At 68.7% G+C, this 13,345-nt stretch carries 18 protein-coding genes; 10 read left to right on the top strand and 8 right to left on the bottom strand.

From position 1 onward, the window contains the following. From AW272_RS37975 to AW272_RS37980, 3 genes are all read right to left on the bottom strand, one after another. Window positions 1-359, bottom strand: a 359-nt coding sequence (locus tag AW272_RS37975; RefSeq protein ID WP_157519253.1) for a helix-turn-helix domain-containing protein, incomplete at its 3' end; no start/stop codon positions are given. A 107-nt stretch (window positions 360-466) separates the two neighbouring features. Then, the gene (locus AW272_RS42875; RefSeq protein ID WP_157519255.1) at window positions 467-643 is read right to left on the bottom strand and encodes a hypothetical protein; all 177 of its coding nucleotides are present in this window, start codon (window positions 641-643) and stop codon (window positions 467-469) included. Window positions 644-742: 99 nt separating this feature from the next. After that, complete coding sequence (locus AW272_RS37980; RefSeq protein ID WP_157519257.1) at window positions 743-1,372, bottom strand: hypothetical protein; 630 nt, start codon at window positions 1,370-1,372, stop codon at window positions 743-745. 66 nt (window positions 1,373-1,438) lie between these two features. Between AW272_RS37980 and AW272_RS37985 the strand changes: the two genes are divergently transcribed. The 4 genes from AW272_RS37985 (at window position 1,439) to AW272_RS38000 (ending at window position 4,771) form a co-directional block, all read left to right on the top strand. After that, window positions 1,439-2,395, top strand: a complete 957-nt coding sequence (locus tag AW272_RS37985) for a TIGR03885 family FMN-dependent LLM class oxidoreductase (RefSeq protein WP_066375500.1) — start codon at window positions 1,439-1,441, stop codon at window positions 2,393-2,395. 138 nt (window positions 2,396-2,533) lie between these two features. Beyond that, window positions 2,534-3,067, top strand: coding sequence for a WxL domain-containing protein (locus AW272_RS37990; protein WP_066375504.1), 534 nt, complete (start codon window positions 2,534-2,536; stop codon window positions 3,065-3,067). A 37-nt stretch (window positions 3,068-3,104) separates the two neighbouring features. Further along, on the top strand, window positions 3,105-4,058 hold the full coding sequence (locus AW272_RS37995; RefSeq protein WP_245657927.1) for a hypothetical protein: 954 nt from the start codon (window positions 3,105-3,107) through the stop codon (window positions 4,056-4,058). Next, entirely contained in the window at window positions 4,055-4,771 is a 717-nt protein-coding gene (locus AW272_RS38000) for a hypothetical protein (RefSeq protein WP_157519259.1), read from the top strand. The genes AW272_RS37995 and AW272_RS38000 overlap by 4 nt, the downstream gene beginning before the upstream one ends. 90 nt (window positions 4,772-4,861) lie before the next feature. Here AW272_RS38000 and AW272_RS38005 read toward each other — a convergent pair whose 3' ends face one another. Continuing rightward, window positions 4,862-5,230, bottom strand: a complete 369-nt coding sequence (locus AW272_RS38005) for a hypothetical protein (RefSeq protein WP_218011211.1) — start codon at window positions 5,228-5,230, stop codon at window positions 4,862-4,864. A 125-nt stretch (window positions 5,231-5,355) separates the two neighbouring features. Between AW272_RS38005 and AW272_RS38010 the strand changes: the two genes are divergently transcribed. Both AW272_RS38010 and AW272_RS38015 read left to right on the top strand, forming a co-directional pair. Further along, entirely contained in the window at window positions 5,356-6,141 is a 786-nt protein-coding gene (locus AW272_RS38010; protein ID WP_066375512.1) for a hypothetical protein, read from the top strand. A gap of 15 nt (window positions 6,142-6,156) precedes the next feature. Next, window positions 6,157-6,537 (top strand): roadblock/LC7 domain-containing protein, encoded by a 381-nt coding sequence (locus tag AW272_RS38015; RefSeq protein ID WP_066375513.1) that lies wholly within the window; start codon window positions 6,157-6,159, stop codon window positions 6,535-6,537. A gap of 46 nt (window positions 6,538-6,583) precedes the next feature. On the opposite strand, the gene AW272_RS38020 is transcribed toward AW272_RS38015, so the two are convergent. Next, window positions 6,584-7,465 carry a DMT family transporter gene (locus AW272_RS38020; RefSeq protein ID WP_066375732.1) on the bottom strand — a complete coding sequence of 294 codons (882 nt, stop codon included), beginning with the start codon at window positions 7,463-7,465 and terminating at the stop codon, window positions 6,584-6,586. Between the two features lie 93 nt (window positions 7,466-7,558). Here AW272_RS38020 and AW272_RS38025 point away from each other — a divergent pair, with 93 nt between their 5' ends. Further along, entirely contained in the window at window positions 7,559-8,122 is a 564-nt protein-coding gene (locus AW272_RS38025) for an ArsR/SmtB family transcription factor (RefSeq protein ID WP_066375515.1), read from the top strand. Continuing rightward, window positions 8,119-8,958, top strand: coding sequence for an SRPBCC family protein (locus AW272_RS38030; protein ID WP_066375518.1), 840 nt, complete (start codon window positions 8,119-8,121; stop codon window positions 8,956-8,958). Before AW272_RS38025 ends, AW272_RS38030 begins: the two co-directional genes overlap by 4 nt. Here AW272_RS38030 and AW272_RS38035 read toward each other — a convergent pair. Continuing rightward, the gene (locus AW272_RS38035; RefSeq protein ID WP_066375520.1) at window positions 8,888-10,648 is read right to left on the bottom strand and encodes a phosphatidylglycerol lysyltransferase domain-containing protein; all 1,761 of its coding nucleotides are present in this window, start codon (window positions 10,646-10,648) and stop codon (window positions 8,888-8,890) included. The genes AW272_RS38030 and AW272_RS38035 overlap by 71 nt on opposite strands. An 11-nt stretch (window positions 10,649-10,659) precedes the next feature. Then, a complete protein-coding gene (locus AW272_RS38040) occupies window positions 10,660-11,433 on the bottom strand; it encodes a rhomboid-like protein (RefSeq protein ID WP_066375522.1) in 774 nt (257 codons plus the stop codon). Window positions 11,434-11,521: 88 nt separating this feature from the next. Between AW272_RS38040 and AW272_RS38045 the strand changes: the two genes are divergently transcribed. Next, entirely contained in the window at window positions 11,522-12,022 is a 501-nt protein-coding gene (locus AW272_RS38045) for an anthrone oxygenase family protein (RefSeq protein ID WP_066375524.1), read from the top strand. Window positions 12,023-12,042: 20 nt separating this feature from the next. Next, the gene (locus AW272_RS38050; RefSeq protein WP_066375526.1) at window positions 12,043-12,261 is read left to right on the top strand and encodes an RNA-binding S4 domain-containing protein; all 219 of its coding nucleotides are present in this window, start codon (window positions 12,043-12,045) and stop codon (window positions 12,259-12,261) included. Here AW272_RS38050 and manA read toward each other — a convergent pair whose 3' ends face one another. Next, window positions 12,262-13,344: a mannose-6-phosphate isomerase, class I gene (gene manA / locus AW272_RS38055; protein ID WP_066375528.1), complete on the bottom strand. Its 1,083-nt coding sequence runs from the start codon at window positions 13,342-13,344 to the stop codon at window positions 12,262-12,264. Between the last annotated feature and the right edge of the window lies 1 nt (window position 13,345).

A 13,345-nucleotide genomic window follows, 5' to 3' on the forward strand; every position in this document is an offset into this window, starting at 1 on the left:
GGGTCACACATGGCCAGGGGCGGGACGCCGTGGCGGCGCAGGATCCGGGTGATGGTCCGGGCCGGCACCCCGGTGGCGGCCGCGAGACGATCAGGTCCGGCCCGCAGCTCGGCACGCGCGGCCAGCACGCGCTGCTCGGTGGCGGGCGGGGTGCGGCGGGGGCTGGTGCGCGGGCCGCTGCGCCGCTCATGCAGTCCCGGCCAGCCTTCCTGCTGGTAGCGGCGGACCCACCGGTGTCCGCATTGGCGTGAGACGCCCAGTTCGGCGGCCACGTGCGCGACCGGGCGGCCGTCGAACACGACACGGCGAACCAGCAGGCATCTGCCGTGAAATGTCAGCCGGGCGTTAGCGTGACCCATCAAGACCTCCGCGCGTGGGTGAAGCGACCAACTCCACTACGCCCGGAGGTCTTCTTCATGATCAATCACCGATGGCCACGTGTCACCAAGATCTCGGCCAAGTACAGCTAGCCGGTGATCTCGCCCTTGCGGTTGCAGCGGGGGCAGATCCGGTAGCGGCCCTGGAGGAGGCCCGATTCGAGAGTGCCCTTGCCCGCACAGCGAGGGCACTTTCGGAGGGGGTTGCGGGACGCCGCGACGTAGAGGATCAGGATCACGGCGAGGATGAACAGGACAGTGCCCATGGGACTCCCCTTTCAGGAGAGCTGCTGGACACTCAGCGTGCCGACGTGAGACGCATCTGTGCACTGTCATTCCGGTGAGGACAGCACATAAATACCTTTTTAGTCGGCGATGTAACTCACGGAGTTCACGTAGTAGCCAGCCGCCTTGGTGCCGCGCACGTGCAGGAACATGGCGCCGCCCTCGTAGGAGTAGGCGCAGCTGTAGCCCTTCGGCTCCTTGGAGCAGCCCTGCCAGTGGTAGGGGACACCGTTCGGGTCCCACTTGACCTTGAACAGGGTCTTGATGGCCCCGGCGGTGGCGATCTCGCGGGCGTTGTTCTTCTGGGTCAGCTTCCAGGTGGTGACGAAGCGCTGGGCCACCGTGGCGGGCTTGGTGATGTGCTGGGACATCCAGAAGCCGGTGACCTTGCCGTTCTTGACGAGCATGAGCATGCCGTTGAGGTCGCCCGGCACCTTCACGCTCGTGTGCACGAATCGGCACGTTCCACCGGCCGTGCAGCCCGCGAACTTGTCGGGCGCGCGGAACTTGTACTTGAGCATCTTGGTGACGACCGCGGGGGTCGCGTACTTGCCCATGGTCGTCTTGTTCTTCTTCAGCCAGCCGTCGAAGAGCTTCTTCGCCACGGTGGAGTGAGCGGGTGCGGCCTGGGCCTGGGCGGCGGGCGCGGCGATCGTGAGGAGGGCGGTGGCGCTTAACGCCGCGCCGGCGAGCATTGATCTTGAGGACATGGGCACACCCTAGAACCGCCCGCTTTACACCCGATAGCGGATGACTTGCCGGGGTAGTGCGAGGCGATGGCGATCTATGGCTTTCACGCTTCCCATGAACAGGTTGCTCCCGGTGATCTTCTGGACGCCGTCCGCCTGGCCGACGAGGCCGGGTTCGCGATGGCGATGTGCTCCGACCACATCGCGCCCTGGAGCGCCCGGCAGGGCGAATCGGGGTTCGCATGGTCGTGGCTGGGGGCCGCGCTCCAGGCCACGACCCTGCGGTTCGGCGTGGTGAACGCGCCGGGCCAGCGCTACCACCCGGCGATCGTCGCGCAGGCCATCGGGACGCTCGCGGCGATGTTCCCGGGCCGTTTCTGGGCCGCGCTCGGCTCAGGCGAGGCGTCGAACGAGCACGTCACCGGTGACCAATGGCCGCGCAAGGAGATCCGCCAGCAGCGGCTGCGCGAGTGTGTGGACGTCATCAGGGCGCTCCTCGACGGCGAGGAGGTCAGCCACGACGGGCTCGTCAAGGTCGACCGGGCGAAGCTGTGGTCCCTGCCGGCCGAGCCGCCGAAGCTGATCGGCGCGGCGGTCAGCGTGGAGACCGCCCGGTGGGTCGCCGAGTGGGCCGACGGGCTGATCACCGTGAACAGTCCCCGCTCGAAAGAGGTCCTGGACGCCTACCGCGAGGCGGGCGGGCGGGGGCCGGCTGCCGTACAGGTGCATCTGAGCTGGGCGCCGAGCGACGACGAGGCGCTGGCGATCGCGCACGACCAATGGAAGTCGAACGTGGTCGGGCCGCCCGGAAGCTGGGACTTCGACACCCCGGAGATGTTCGACAGCGTGGCCCGCTTCGTCACCCCCGACGAAGTGGCCAAATCGGTACTCGTCTCCTCCGACACCTCACAGCACACCGACTGGCTCCGGGGGTACGCCGAGGCCGGTTTCGACGAGGTTTATCTGCACCACGTGGGCCAGGAACAGACCCGGTTCATCGAGACGTTCGGCGCGAAAGTCCTGCCCGAGCTCACTACAGGTTGATCGCTCTGCAGTGGGCCAGTGATCGGTCAAGAAGTCCTCTGACCTGCGCGCGGATCATCGGGCGCGAACTCGTCAGCGATCTACGCTCGCGCTGACTTGTTCGCAACCCGGTGTTTCCAGGCGATGTGAGGATGACCAATGCGGTTTCTCAAATATGTGATCGGCATGGCCATGGCACTGCTGATCGGTTCGGTCGCACCGGCTCAGGCAGCGGACACCATCGTGACCTTCACGATCACGGGTGGCGCCCTCACCATCAGCGCCCCGGCGAGCATCAACCTGGGCAACACCACCGCAGGGGCCACCCTCCAGGGCACGATCGGCCCGGTCACGGTCACCGACCTGCGCGGCACGTTGCTCGGCACGTGGACGGCCAGCGTCTCCTCAACCAACTTCGTCACCGGTGGCGGCACCCCGAACGAGACGGTTCCGAAGGCCAGCGTCTCCTACGCCTCCGGCCCGGCCACCTCGAGCAGCGGCATCGGCGTCTTCGTGCCCGGTCAGCTGACCGTGCTGCTGGCCCAGCCGCTCGCCGCCTCGATCACCGCGTTCAGCGCGACCGCGCTGGTCGGCAACAACACCGTCACCTGGAACCCGACTCTCCAGGTGAACGTCCCGGCCGCTGCCGTCGCCGGTGTGTACACGGGGACGGTGACCCATTCGGTCGCGTAATCGCGCCGCTCTTCACCGGATCCTGATCGCGCCTCTTTTGGTCCTGCTTCCCGTCCTGGCCCTGACCGGCCAGGCGGTGGCGGAGCCGGAGGGGCAGATCGGGATCCGGCTGCTTGAGGCGCCAGAAGACAGAGCCGACGACCCGCGGGCGCGGGTGTACGTCGTCGACCACGTGAAGCCGGGGACCGTGATCCACCGGCGTTTCGCCGTGAACAACACCTCGCCGAAGTCGCAGACGCTGTGGCTCTACTCGGCCGGGGCGGAGATCAAGAAGAGAAAGTTCACGTTCTTCCCCGAACAGACCGGCAACGAGCTGTCGTCGTGGATCTCGTTCGGCCGGCCGGCGGTCACGCTGCCACCGGGCGGCCAGGAGATCGTCCAGGCCACCATCCGAGTGCCGCAGACCGCCTGGAAGGGCGAGCGGTACGCGGTCATATGGGCCGAGGCTCGCGCGCCGGTGACCAAGGAACGGAACGTCCAGGTCAACAACCGGGTCGGCATCCGCGTCTACCTCAACGTCGGGACCGGCGGCGAACCGCCGACCGACTTCCACATCGACAAGATCTGGGCGAGCCGCGACCCCGCCGGAAAGCCCCGCCTGGAGGCGCAGATCACCAACACCGGTCTGCGGGCCGTCGACATGACCGGTGAGCTGCGGCTCTCCGCCGGACCCGGTGGCACCTCGGCGGGACCGTTCAAGGTGACGACAGGGGTGACTCTGGCGCCCAAGGACGTGGGCACGGTCGAGGCGATCCTCGATCCCGCGCTTCCCGTGGGACCCTGGAGAGCGGATCTGGAACTGAAAAGCGGGCGGGTCACCCGATCCGCCGGCGGCACCGTGACGTTCCCGGTGAAGGCCAACGCGATGGCCGCCGTGGAACTGACCGGCCCCGGACTTCCCTCACTGCCCATCCTGCTCGCCGGAGCGTCGGCCCTGGCCGTGGCGGGCGGTGGCTACCTCATCTGGCGACGAGCCCGGAGGACTCCGTGAATTTGCGCGTGACGGCGGTGCTGGTCGCCGCCGTCGTGACGGCCACCCCCGCCTGGGCGTCCGGCGATCCGGGGATACCCGAGATCGACGACGACCGGACCTACCTGGTCGAGCCCTCAGTACCACCGGAGGAGAGCGGAACCTCGGGCGGCATCCTGGATGGCACACAGGAAAGCTCCGCCCAAGGAAGCCCGGAGTCGGAAGCGCTACGTGACGACGCCTCGCCCCCTCGAAAAAAGCCGAAAAAACCGGAAAAAGGCTCGTCGAAACGGCTGGCCAACGCCGGGCTGGCCGTCACCGCCCCCACATCCAGAGCCCTCGGCGCCACCACCATCGGCGGCCAGCTCTCGGCCCAGCTCGGCACGGTCACCGTGTCCGACACCCGCGGCCTGGGCGGCCTGCTGGGCTACACGGCCACGGTGAGCTCGACCGTCTTCACCACCACGATCGGTGGCAACTCGTCGACGATCGCGAAAGCCAACATCTCCTACTGGTCGGGCCCGGCCACCTCCTTCTCGGGCGTCGGCGTATTCACCCCGGGACAGGCCACGGCGGCGCTCGCGGTCGTCCTCACAGGGACGGCGACGGCGTTCACCGTGACGCTGGCGTTGGGAAACACCTCAGCCGCGTGGAATCCGACCGTAATTGTCAGAATTCCGTCATCGGCGGTAGCGGGTTCCTATTCGGGAACAATCACGCATTCGGTCGCGTGAAAAAGATCAACGCTGCCGCAGGAGGCGGCAGGCCGACGGAAACCGACAACGGGATGGAGGGGGAAGCATCCCGTTAGGAAAAGTCGGTAATTACAGGGTCATCTGCCGTTCGATGTTGCGCAGGTTGTGACGGGCGAGCGCGAGGTTGGAGCGCTCGCGGTCGAGGACGAGGTAGAGGAACAGCTGGCCACCTGCGGTCTTGAGCAGGCGGATGATGTGGTACTGACCGCTCAGCGTGATCAGGATGTCCTCGATCTCGTCGTTGATGGCGAGGGAGGACATGGTGCGCAGTTTCGCCCGCACCACCTCGGTGTTTCCTGCAGCGGCGACCTCAAGGTCGAGTCCCCGGCCACCACCGATCGTGCCGAGGCTCATGCCGCTGCCGTAGTCGACGAGCGCGGCGCCCGTCGCTCCGTCGATGGCCATGGCCTCTTTTAGTGCGGTTTCGATGTTCATGATGCTCAATCCAATGCTGTTGTGCTTGCAGGGACATAAGGTAACTCTTGCGGCCTCAGATAGTGAAGGGCACAAAAGTGTCATCGCACCACCTCGTTCACCCCGCGGACGTCGAGTCCATGCTCCGTATGGGCGAGCCCATCAGCGGTTTCCATCTGCTCCGCGTGATGGGAAGTCCGGGCGGAATCATTCATGTCCGTGAGGGCCTGGTGATCTCCGCGACGACACCGGCGTCACCCGGTGCCGAATCCCTGCTGATCCGCTCGGGGCGGGTCAGCGAGGAAGCCTGGAACGAGGCGTACACCGCAGGAGCACCCCAGGACCGGCTGGCCGCGGAACTGGTCGACCGTGGCAGCGTGGGCGAGGCCGGGCTGCAGGTGGTCTGCCTGTCGGCGGTCTTCGACGCGGCCTTCGCGATGGCCCTGTTCGGCATCGAGGACAGCCAGCCCGAGGTGATCGGCCCCAACGACGTGCCGCCGCCTTTACCGGTCCGGCCCGGCATCCCCCGTGAGTGGCTGGCCCGCGAGACCACCCGTCGGCTGACGATCACCGACGAGTGGCGTGAGCTGGGCGTCACTCCGTTCATCCGCCCGACAGCGGTGCGGCCGATCACGCCGATGCAAATCGGCGCGGATCAGCTGCGCCACGACATCCTCGTCAAAGCCAACGGACGACGGACACCCAGAGACATCGCCTTCGCCCTCGGGCAGGGCCTGTTCGTCGTGCTCAAGGAGATCTCCTCCCTGGTCAGTGAAGGGCTGCTGGCCATCGCCCCGCCTCCTCCGCCGCCGGTCGTCGAAGAGCACGTGGTGGTCGTCGAAGACGAGCGCAAGCCACCGAATCTGCCCCGCCGCCGACCCGGCACCAGCAGGATCGCCAGACTGCTGGGCGCCGACCTCCGTAATGGCAAGTAACGAAAGTCAAGAACCATGTCACTGAGCGCCCTGAAGGCGGAACTGCAGTCCCTGCGCGAGCGCGTGACGGGAGTGATGGAGTCGGCCGTCGCCACGGTCGACGGCCTGGTCGTCGGCGCCGACACCGACACCGTCTCCCCCGAGACCGTGTCTGCCCTGGCGGCCGCCACACTCGGCCTCGGCAAACGTTTCGGGTACGAGGTAGGGCTCCATGAGCTGCGGGAAGTGGTCATCCGCTGCCGCGGCGGCTACATCGTCGTGTACGCGCTGGGCAACATCGCGCTGCTGGCGATCCTCGCCGACGAGGGGCTCGACGTGACCCGGCTGCACGTCGAATCACGGCCGACCGTCGAACGCTTGACGCACCTGCTCGCCAGCGAGCGGGCCCGAGCCTAGAAGCAGAACGCGGGGGGCCGCCGGCGCGTACGCGCCGGCGTCGGGGTCAGGCCGTTCGGCGCCGCGACAGGGCCACACCGGCCAGGCAGAGCGCGCCGCCGGCCAGGGCCAGCCAGGTCGGGGTCTCCCCCAGCAGCACCCAGGCCATCAGGATCACGATGGCCGGAACCACGTAAGTGGTGGCGCCCATCTTCCCCGCGGTGGTCCGCGCCAGGGCGTAGGCCCACGTCGTAAAAGCCAACGCTGTTGGGAAAATCCCCAGATAAATCAGGTTCAGCGTGGCCGACAGCGGCGCTTCGGCCGCCTGGCTGACGAGCTGTCCGGCGAACGGCAGACACGTGACCATGCCGATGAGACAGCCGAAGGTGGTCACCTGGAGCGCCGAGGCGTGCCGTAGCGCCGGCTTCTGGACGATCGTCGCGATCGCCCACGTCACCGCGGCCACCACGCAGAGCGCCACACCGAGGATCGAGGCCCCGCCTCCCTCGGACATGGAGAAGCCGACGACCACGGCGCCGGCGAACGACACGGCCATGCCGATGAGCAGCCGACGCGGGAAGCCCTCTTTGAGGAACAGGCCCGACAGCACCGCGATGATGATCGGCCCGATGTTGACGACCATGGCGGCGGTCCCGGCGTCGACCTCCTGCTCGCCCCAGTTGAGGGCGATCATGTAGATCCCGAACCACAGGACGCCGGAGATCGCGATCCCCGGCCAGGCCGCACGCGGCGGCAGCCCCTCGCGGCGGATCAGCAGGATGATCCCGAGGGCCAGCGTCCCGGCCAGCATCCGGCCCAGCGCGAGCGCTCCGGGGGAGTACGAGACGACGGCGTGCCGGATGGACACGAAGGCGGACGCCCACAGCACCACGGTCACCCCGGCGGCGATGAGGGCACGACGGTCCACGCTCGTCACGTTTTGTTCCACGGTGGGCACTTTAGGGGGACACCCGCTCCCTACGCATCACGGTTTCGCGACCCATTGACAAGGAAGTTTTTTACGTACAAAATTGATTTTGCGATGAGAGACGTCCTGTACCTGGAAGAGATCGAGCAGGCCGAAGCCCTGCTCAAGCCGCAGCGCATCGACGTGCTGCGGCGGCTCGCCGAGCCGCGCACCTGCGGCGAGGTGGGCGCGATCTTGGGCCAGACCCCGCAGCGGGTCTACTACCACGTGAAGCGCCTGGTGGAGGCCGGGCTGGTCGAGCAGGTGTCCGAACGGAAGGTGCGTGGCATCTCCGAGGGCATCTACCAGGCCACCGCCCGGTCCTACTGGCTCTCACCCCGGCTCGTCGGCCACATCGGCCTGGGCCGGGCCCGCGACGAACTCAGCCTGGGCCACCTCCTCGACCTGGTCGAAGAGGTTCAGGCGGACATCGCCGCACTCGACCGTTCACTTCCCGAGCTGCCGTCGATCGGTGTCTCGGGCGACATCCGCGTCCCCCCAGAGCTTCGGCCGCAGTTCCTGGCCGAACTCCAAGCCACACTGCAGGCCCTTTTCACCAAGTACGGCGGTTCGGAAGGCGACCCTTTCAAGCTCGTCGTGGCCTGCTACCCCAGCCAGCAAGGAGAACAGAAGTCATGACCGAGCCGATGACGTCCGTCCGCATCCAGGCCCCGCTGAAGACCGTGTTCCACGCCCTGACCGACCCCGCCGAGATGCGCGCGTGGTTCGCCGAGCACGCCGAGGTCGACCTCCCGAACCGGTATGAGTTCTGGGGTCGCTACACCCTGGACGGCGACGCCCCCCACCAGCGCGTCATCGAGGCCGGCGACGACGTGATCAAGTTCGCCTGGACGCTCGACGACACCGAGACCACCGCCGAGCTCCGGCTCACCGAGACCGACGGTGAGACCACGGTGGCGGTGACGCAGTCTCACTTCGACCGTGAGCTCATCTTCTCGGGCAGCCCGAGCCCGCTCGGCGCGCTGGAGACCTTCTGGGCGCTGGCCCTCGGTAACCTGGCCGACCACGTCGAGGGCCGCAAGCTCGGCCCGCGGGTCGACTACACCGCCAAGGTGAGCGAGTTCTCCGCCACGCTCGAGATCGACGCCCCCACCGACCGGGTCCGCACCGCGCTGACCGACTCCGAGCAGGCGTCCACATGGTTCGGCTACCCGATCGGGATCGAGCCCGAGGTCGGCGGCCGGTTCGCGATGGGCGGCCTTGAGGCGGCCGGCGACCACGCCGCCAAGTTCGTCGCCCTCGACGACACCTCGGCGAGGATCGACTGGGGCAGCATGGTGACGAGCTGGGAGCTCGACGGCTCCGGCGGCAAGACCACGCTCACCTTCGTGACGAGCGGGTTCGACGCGGCCCAGCCGCCCTACGCCTCCTGGGCCGGCTGGCTCAGCGGGCTGGTCGAGCTGCGTCGCTACCTGGAGCAGCCGAACTGGCGGTCGGTGTTCGTCCAGGGTTGAGCAGCCGGGGCAGTCTCGGCGGGCTGAAGAACCCTTCGGCGATCGCCGAGGCGATGCCCACCCTGACGAGGTCGCGGGTGTCCCCGTACGCGAGGAAGCGGGGCACCCACTCAGGGCGATACTTCACGTTGGCCCGGTAGAGCGCTTCGAGCTGCCACCAGCGTGACAGGAACAGCAGGGTGCGCCGCCAGGCCCGGATCACCGGGCCCGCGCCCATCCTGGCGCCCTCCTCGAAGGCCGACCGGAAGACCGCGAAGTTGAGCGAGACCCGTTCGACCCCGAGCCAGCCGGCGTTCCTGACCAGCCCGGCGACCATGAACTCGATCAGCCCGTTCTCCGCCGACCGGTCGCGGCGCATCAGGTCGAGTGAGAGCCCCCGGTCGCCCCACGGCACGAACGACAGCAGGGCGGCCTCGTCGCCGTCCTTGGTGAGGCTCTCCACCAGCACACACTCGGCGTCGCGCGGGTCACCCAGACGGCCGAGAGCCATCGAGAAGCCGCGTTCGGTCTCGGTGTCGCGCCAGGCGTCGGCCCGTTCGCTGATCAGCCGCATCTCCTCGGGCGCGAGGTCGCCGTGGCGGCGGATCCGGAGCTGATATCCGGCCCGTTCGACCCGGTTGACGGCCTGCCGGACGCCGCGCATCTCCCGGCCCTGCAGATTGAACCGCTTGACCTCGATGACGGCCTCGTCGCCGAGTTCGAGCACCTTCAGCCCGGCCCGCTGGTAAGCCCTGGCCCCTTCGGCGCCCGCGCCGATGGCGGCCGGGATCCAGCCGAACTCGCGGGCCTGGCCGGTCCACGCCCTGATCGCGTGGTCCCACGCCTCGGGATCGCCGAGCGGGTCGCCACCGGCGAGGGTGACCCCGTTGACCACCCGGAACGACACAGCGGCCTTGCCGCTCGGCGAGAAGATGACGCTGCGGTCGCGGCGGGTGGCGAAGTAGGCCAGCGAGTCGCGTTCGCCCAGCAGCGCCCGCAGCCGCTCTTCCTCGTCCGGCGCCAGCACGGCCCGCTGCCGCTGCGACCGGAACAGCACCGCGAAGGCCACCAGCAGGGCGATGGCGCTGATCAGCCCGATCACGAACGAGATCCAGGCCGACGGGTGGCCGTACATCTCGACCTCGATCACCCCGCCGAGCGTCCGGCTGAGCACCCAGACCGCCCGCGCGGATCGCAGCAGATCGCCGGGGAAGAAAATGGTCAGCAGGTAGCCGACGACGTACGACACCCCGAGCAGCCCGATCATCGTGGCCACCGCCTTGCGCACCGACGCGGGCTGCACCTTGGCGAAGAACTCGGCCCGCCCCCACCACAGGTAGGCGATGAGGAAGAGGGCGACCACCCCGGAGACGATCACCTCGTTGAGCACCCGGTCCCGGTCGGGCACCTCGGCCATCGGCGCGATCGCCAGCAGCGGCGTGGCGATGATGCTGAGCAGCACCGAGAACGCCAGCAGCCCTACGAGCAGCCACCAGGCCACCCGTTTGCGCCGGGCCAGCGCCCCGGCGAGCAGCCCGAGGAACGCGGCGTAGGCCAGGTTGGGCGTGAGCGGCACCGTGTAGTCGTTGATCAGCTCCGTCAGCGGCCGCGCCACCCGGCGCAGCGACGGCACGATCGCGATGGCCGCCGAACAGATCGCCAGCACGGTCAGCACGATGGACGCGACCCGCGGCACGTCACCCCGCGCCATCCCGTTCCCCCTTATTCAGTCACCGACGGGGACATACCCCATCTCCGCAGGTCAAAAGCGGGCGGAGTGCGCGGCGGCGCGATCCGGAGGCAGATCACCGCAGCCGCCAGACCGCACATGGTGGCCAGCAGATGGCCCAGATTCCAGATCGTGCCGGTGAACACGACCGGCGCCCCGACCCCGACGGCGAGCGCGATGACCCCAGTCGCCCGCCACCGCCCGCGCATCAGGATCACGGCGGCGGCCACCCCGGCGACCATGATGTAGCTGACCCCGACGTCGGTCGTGAACGCGAGCCGGGCCGGCGCCAGCCCGTTGGTGATGGCGTGATACTCCACGAGCGCGGTCAGCAGCGAGCCGAGCACATGCCCGCACAGGCCGATCAGGATGATGCGCGGCGTCCCGTAGCGCTGCTCGCCCCAGGCGACGACGGTGGCGTACACGAACACGTAGAAGGCCAAGAACGCGCCGCGGTCCGAGACCCAGAGCGCGCTGTCGGCGAGCACCACGAGCGGACTGGCGGACAGCCGCACCAGGTTGGTGCTCTGCATGGTGGTCAGCACGTCGATCAGATCCGGCGGGCCGGTCCGCTGCAGCAGCGTCGAACTGCTGAACACCACGATGTAGGTGAACGTCGCCGGCGCCGCGAGGGCCCATCGATGGACGAATCGCGTGTACGGCCTCCCGAAATCCACCGCCCTGCCCGCCGGCCCCCACCACCGCGACAACCCCCGGAGGAGATACCACACCACCGTGACCAGCACGAACACCGAACACAAGATCATGCGGCACCCCGGCTTCCCCCCGTAGGGGGAGACATGTCCAGACCCGGGTCGGATACGCGGCGACGGTCCCCTTCTTTACCGTCGAGGCATGTTCGCACTCACCGCTCTCGCCGCCGGCCTCGCCCTCCTGCTCATGGGCAACATCGCCGGGCTGTTCTACGCCTACTCGGTCTCGGTCATCCCGGGGCTCAACGCGTCGCGGGCCGACCACGCCGTCGCCGCGATGCAGCAGATCAACCTCAAGATCCTCAACCCGGTGTTCTTCGCCTCGTTCATCGGCGCGCCCCTGGTCGCGGCGGTCGCCGGGGTGCTGCTGCTGAGCTCGGGGCAGCGCGCCGCCGCCGTGCTGATCTTCGCCGGGGCGGCCGTGTACGTGCTGGGCGCCTTCGTCCCGACGATGATCGTGAACGTGCCGCTCAACAACGCGCTAGTGGCGGCCGGGGACATCACAGACCCCGCGCGGGCCGCCCAGGTCTGGGCCGCGTTCGCGCCCAAGTGGGCGCCGTGGAACCACCTGCGCACGCTCGCGAGCTGCGCCGGGCTGCTCCTGACGGGTGCAGCCCTGTTCGTCTGGGCGGGCAACCGTTGATCCCTCCCTATGCTGGGGAGGTGCGCGAGACCTTTGAACTGGAAGACGACTTCATCCCGCTCTGCGATCTGCTGAAATACCTGTCCGTCGCGGAGAGCGGCGGCGAGGCCAAGCACCTGATCGCCGAGGGTTACGTGCTGGTCAACGGCGACGTCGAGCTGCGCAAGCGCTTCAAGGTCCGGCCCGGCCACGTGGTGAGCGGCGACGGCTTCGAGATCCAGGTCGTCGCCGCCCGATAGCTACTGCCGAGGTTCGGCCACGAAGACGACGCCGTTCCCGGCCACCTCGAAGGCTCCGGCCGAGGCGGCGTGGAAGGCCGAGTCGCCCGGACGCAGCGTGAGCCGGCCGTCGACCACGACCTCACCCTCGACGCAGACGGCGATCCGGGGCACCCCGCCCGGCAGCGTGCGGCCGTCGCCGGGGGCGATCCGGCGGAGCTGGAACTCGGGGCAGTAGGGCAGGTAGAGGCCGTCGACGGGGGCGATCTCTGCGGGCTGCTCGTTCGGGTCGGTGATCCGCAGCAGCTCTTCGATGTCGATCGGCTTGGGGGTCAGCCCGGCCCGCAGCACGTTGTCGGAGCTGCCCATGATCTCGACGCCGAACCCGCTCAGGTAGGCGTGCAGAACCCCGGCGCCGAGGTAGATCGCCTGGCCGGGAGCCAGCTCGTGACGCCGCATCAGCAGCGGCGCCAGCACGGCCGGATCGCTCGGGTAGGTCGCCGCGAGGGTCGCCACCAGCGGATCGCCCGACGCCCGCACGATGTCCGCCACCAGTTGGGGCCGCACGTCCGCGGGCAGTTCGAGCAGCACCCGCAGCGCGCCGAGCACGTCACCGCCGGCCAGCCGGTCGACCACCGGGCGCAGCGCGGGCAGTTCGAGGGCCGCCACCAGTTCGGCCGCCTCCGGCCCGGAGCGGAACCCGGCCAGCGCGGTGAACGGCGTCAGGGCGACGATCATCTCGGGCTTCGGCCACGGGTCGGAGTAGTTCTTGTCGCCCCGCAGGAACCCTTCGGCCGCCTGGTCGAGGGTCGGGTGGACCTGCATGGACAGGGCCTGGTCGACCGCGATGAGCTTCATCAGGTAGGGCAGCCGCTCCCCGAACCGCTCGATGACCTCGGCCCCGAGCTCACCCACGGGATCAGCGGCGATGATCTCGTTGAGCGCGTTCTCCACGCCGCTCCGCGACAGGCGCGACGGGCCCGACGGATGCGCCCCGAGCCACATCTCCGCCTCGGGTCCGGTCGCGGTACGGCCGGTCAGCGCGGCGATGGCCGTGCGGGAACCCCATCCGTAGTCCTTGATCGGGTTGGTGAGCAGGTCCACG

This window comes from Herbidospora mongoliensis, assembly GCF_001570545.1.
Taxonomy (GTDB): domain Bacteria; phylum Actinomycetota; class Actinomycetes; order Streptosporangiales; family Streptosporangiaceae; genus Herbidospora; species Herbidospora mongoliensis.

What these genes read in the sequence shown, in the direction of transcription:
- AW272_RS38015 (WP_066375513.1), top strand. Translation starts at nt 6,157, where the DNA reads ATGTCACTGAGCGCCCTGAAGGCGGAACTGCAGTCCCTGCGCGAGCGC.
- AW272_RS38010 (WP_066375512.1), top strand. Translation starts at nt 5,356, where the DNA reads ATGGGCGAGCCCATCAGCGGTTTCCATCTGCTCCGCGTGATGGGAAGT.
- AW272_RS38045 (WP_066375524.1), top strand. Translation starts at nt 11,522, where the DNA reads ATGTTCGCACTCACCGCTCTCGCCGCCGGCCTCGCCCTCCTGCTCATG.
- AW272_RS38040 (WP_066375522.1), bottom strand. Translation starts at nt 11,433, where the DNA reads ATGATCTTGTGTTCGGTGTTCGTGCTGGTCACGGTGGTGTGGTATCTC.
- AW272_RS38030 (WP_066375518.1), top strand. Translation starts at nt 8,119, where the DNA reads ATGACCGAGCCGATGACGTCCGTCCGCATCCAGGCCCCGCTGAAGACC.
- AW272_RS38035 (WP_066375520.1), bottom strand. Translation starts at nt 10,648, where the DNA reads ATGGCGCGGGGTGACGTGCCGCGGGTCGCGTCCATCGTGCTGACCGTG.
- AW272_RS38025 (WP_066375515.1), top strand. Translation starts at nt 7,559, where the DNA reads ATGAGAGACGTCCTGTACCTGGAAGAGATCGAGCAGGCCGAAGCCCTG.
- AW272_RS42875 (WP_157519255.1), bottom strand. Translation starts at nt 643, where the DNA reads ATGGGCACTGTCCTGTTCATCCTCGCCGTGATCCTGATCCTCTACGTC.
- AW272_RS37985 (WP_066375500.1), top strand. Translation starts at nt 1,439, where the DNA reads ATGGCGATCTATGGCTTTCACGCTTCCCATGAACAGGTTGCTCCCGGT.
- AW272_RS37990 (WP_066375504.1), top strand. Translation starts at nt 2,534, where the DNA reads ATGCGGTTTCTCAAATATGTGATCGGCATGGCCATGGCACTGCTGATC.
- AW272_RS37980 (WP_157519257.1), bottom strand. Translation starts at nt 1,372, where the DNA reads ATGTCCTCAAGATCAATGCTCGCCGGCGCGGCGTTAAGCGCCACCGCC.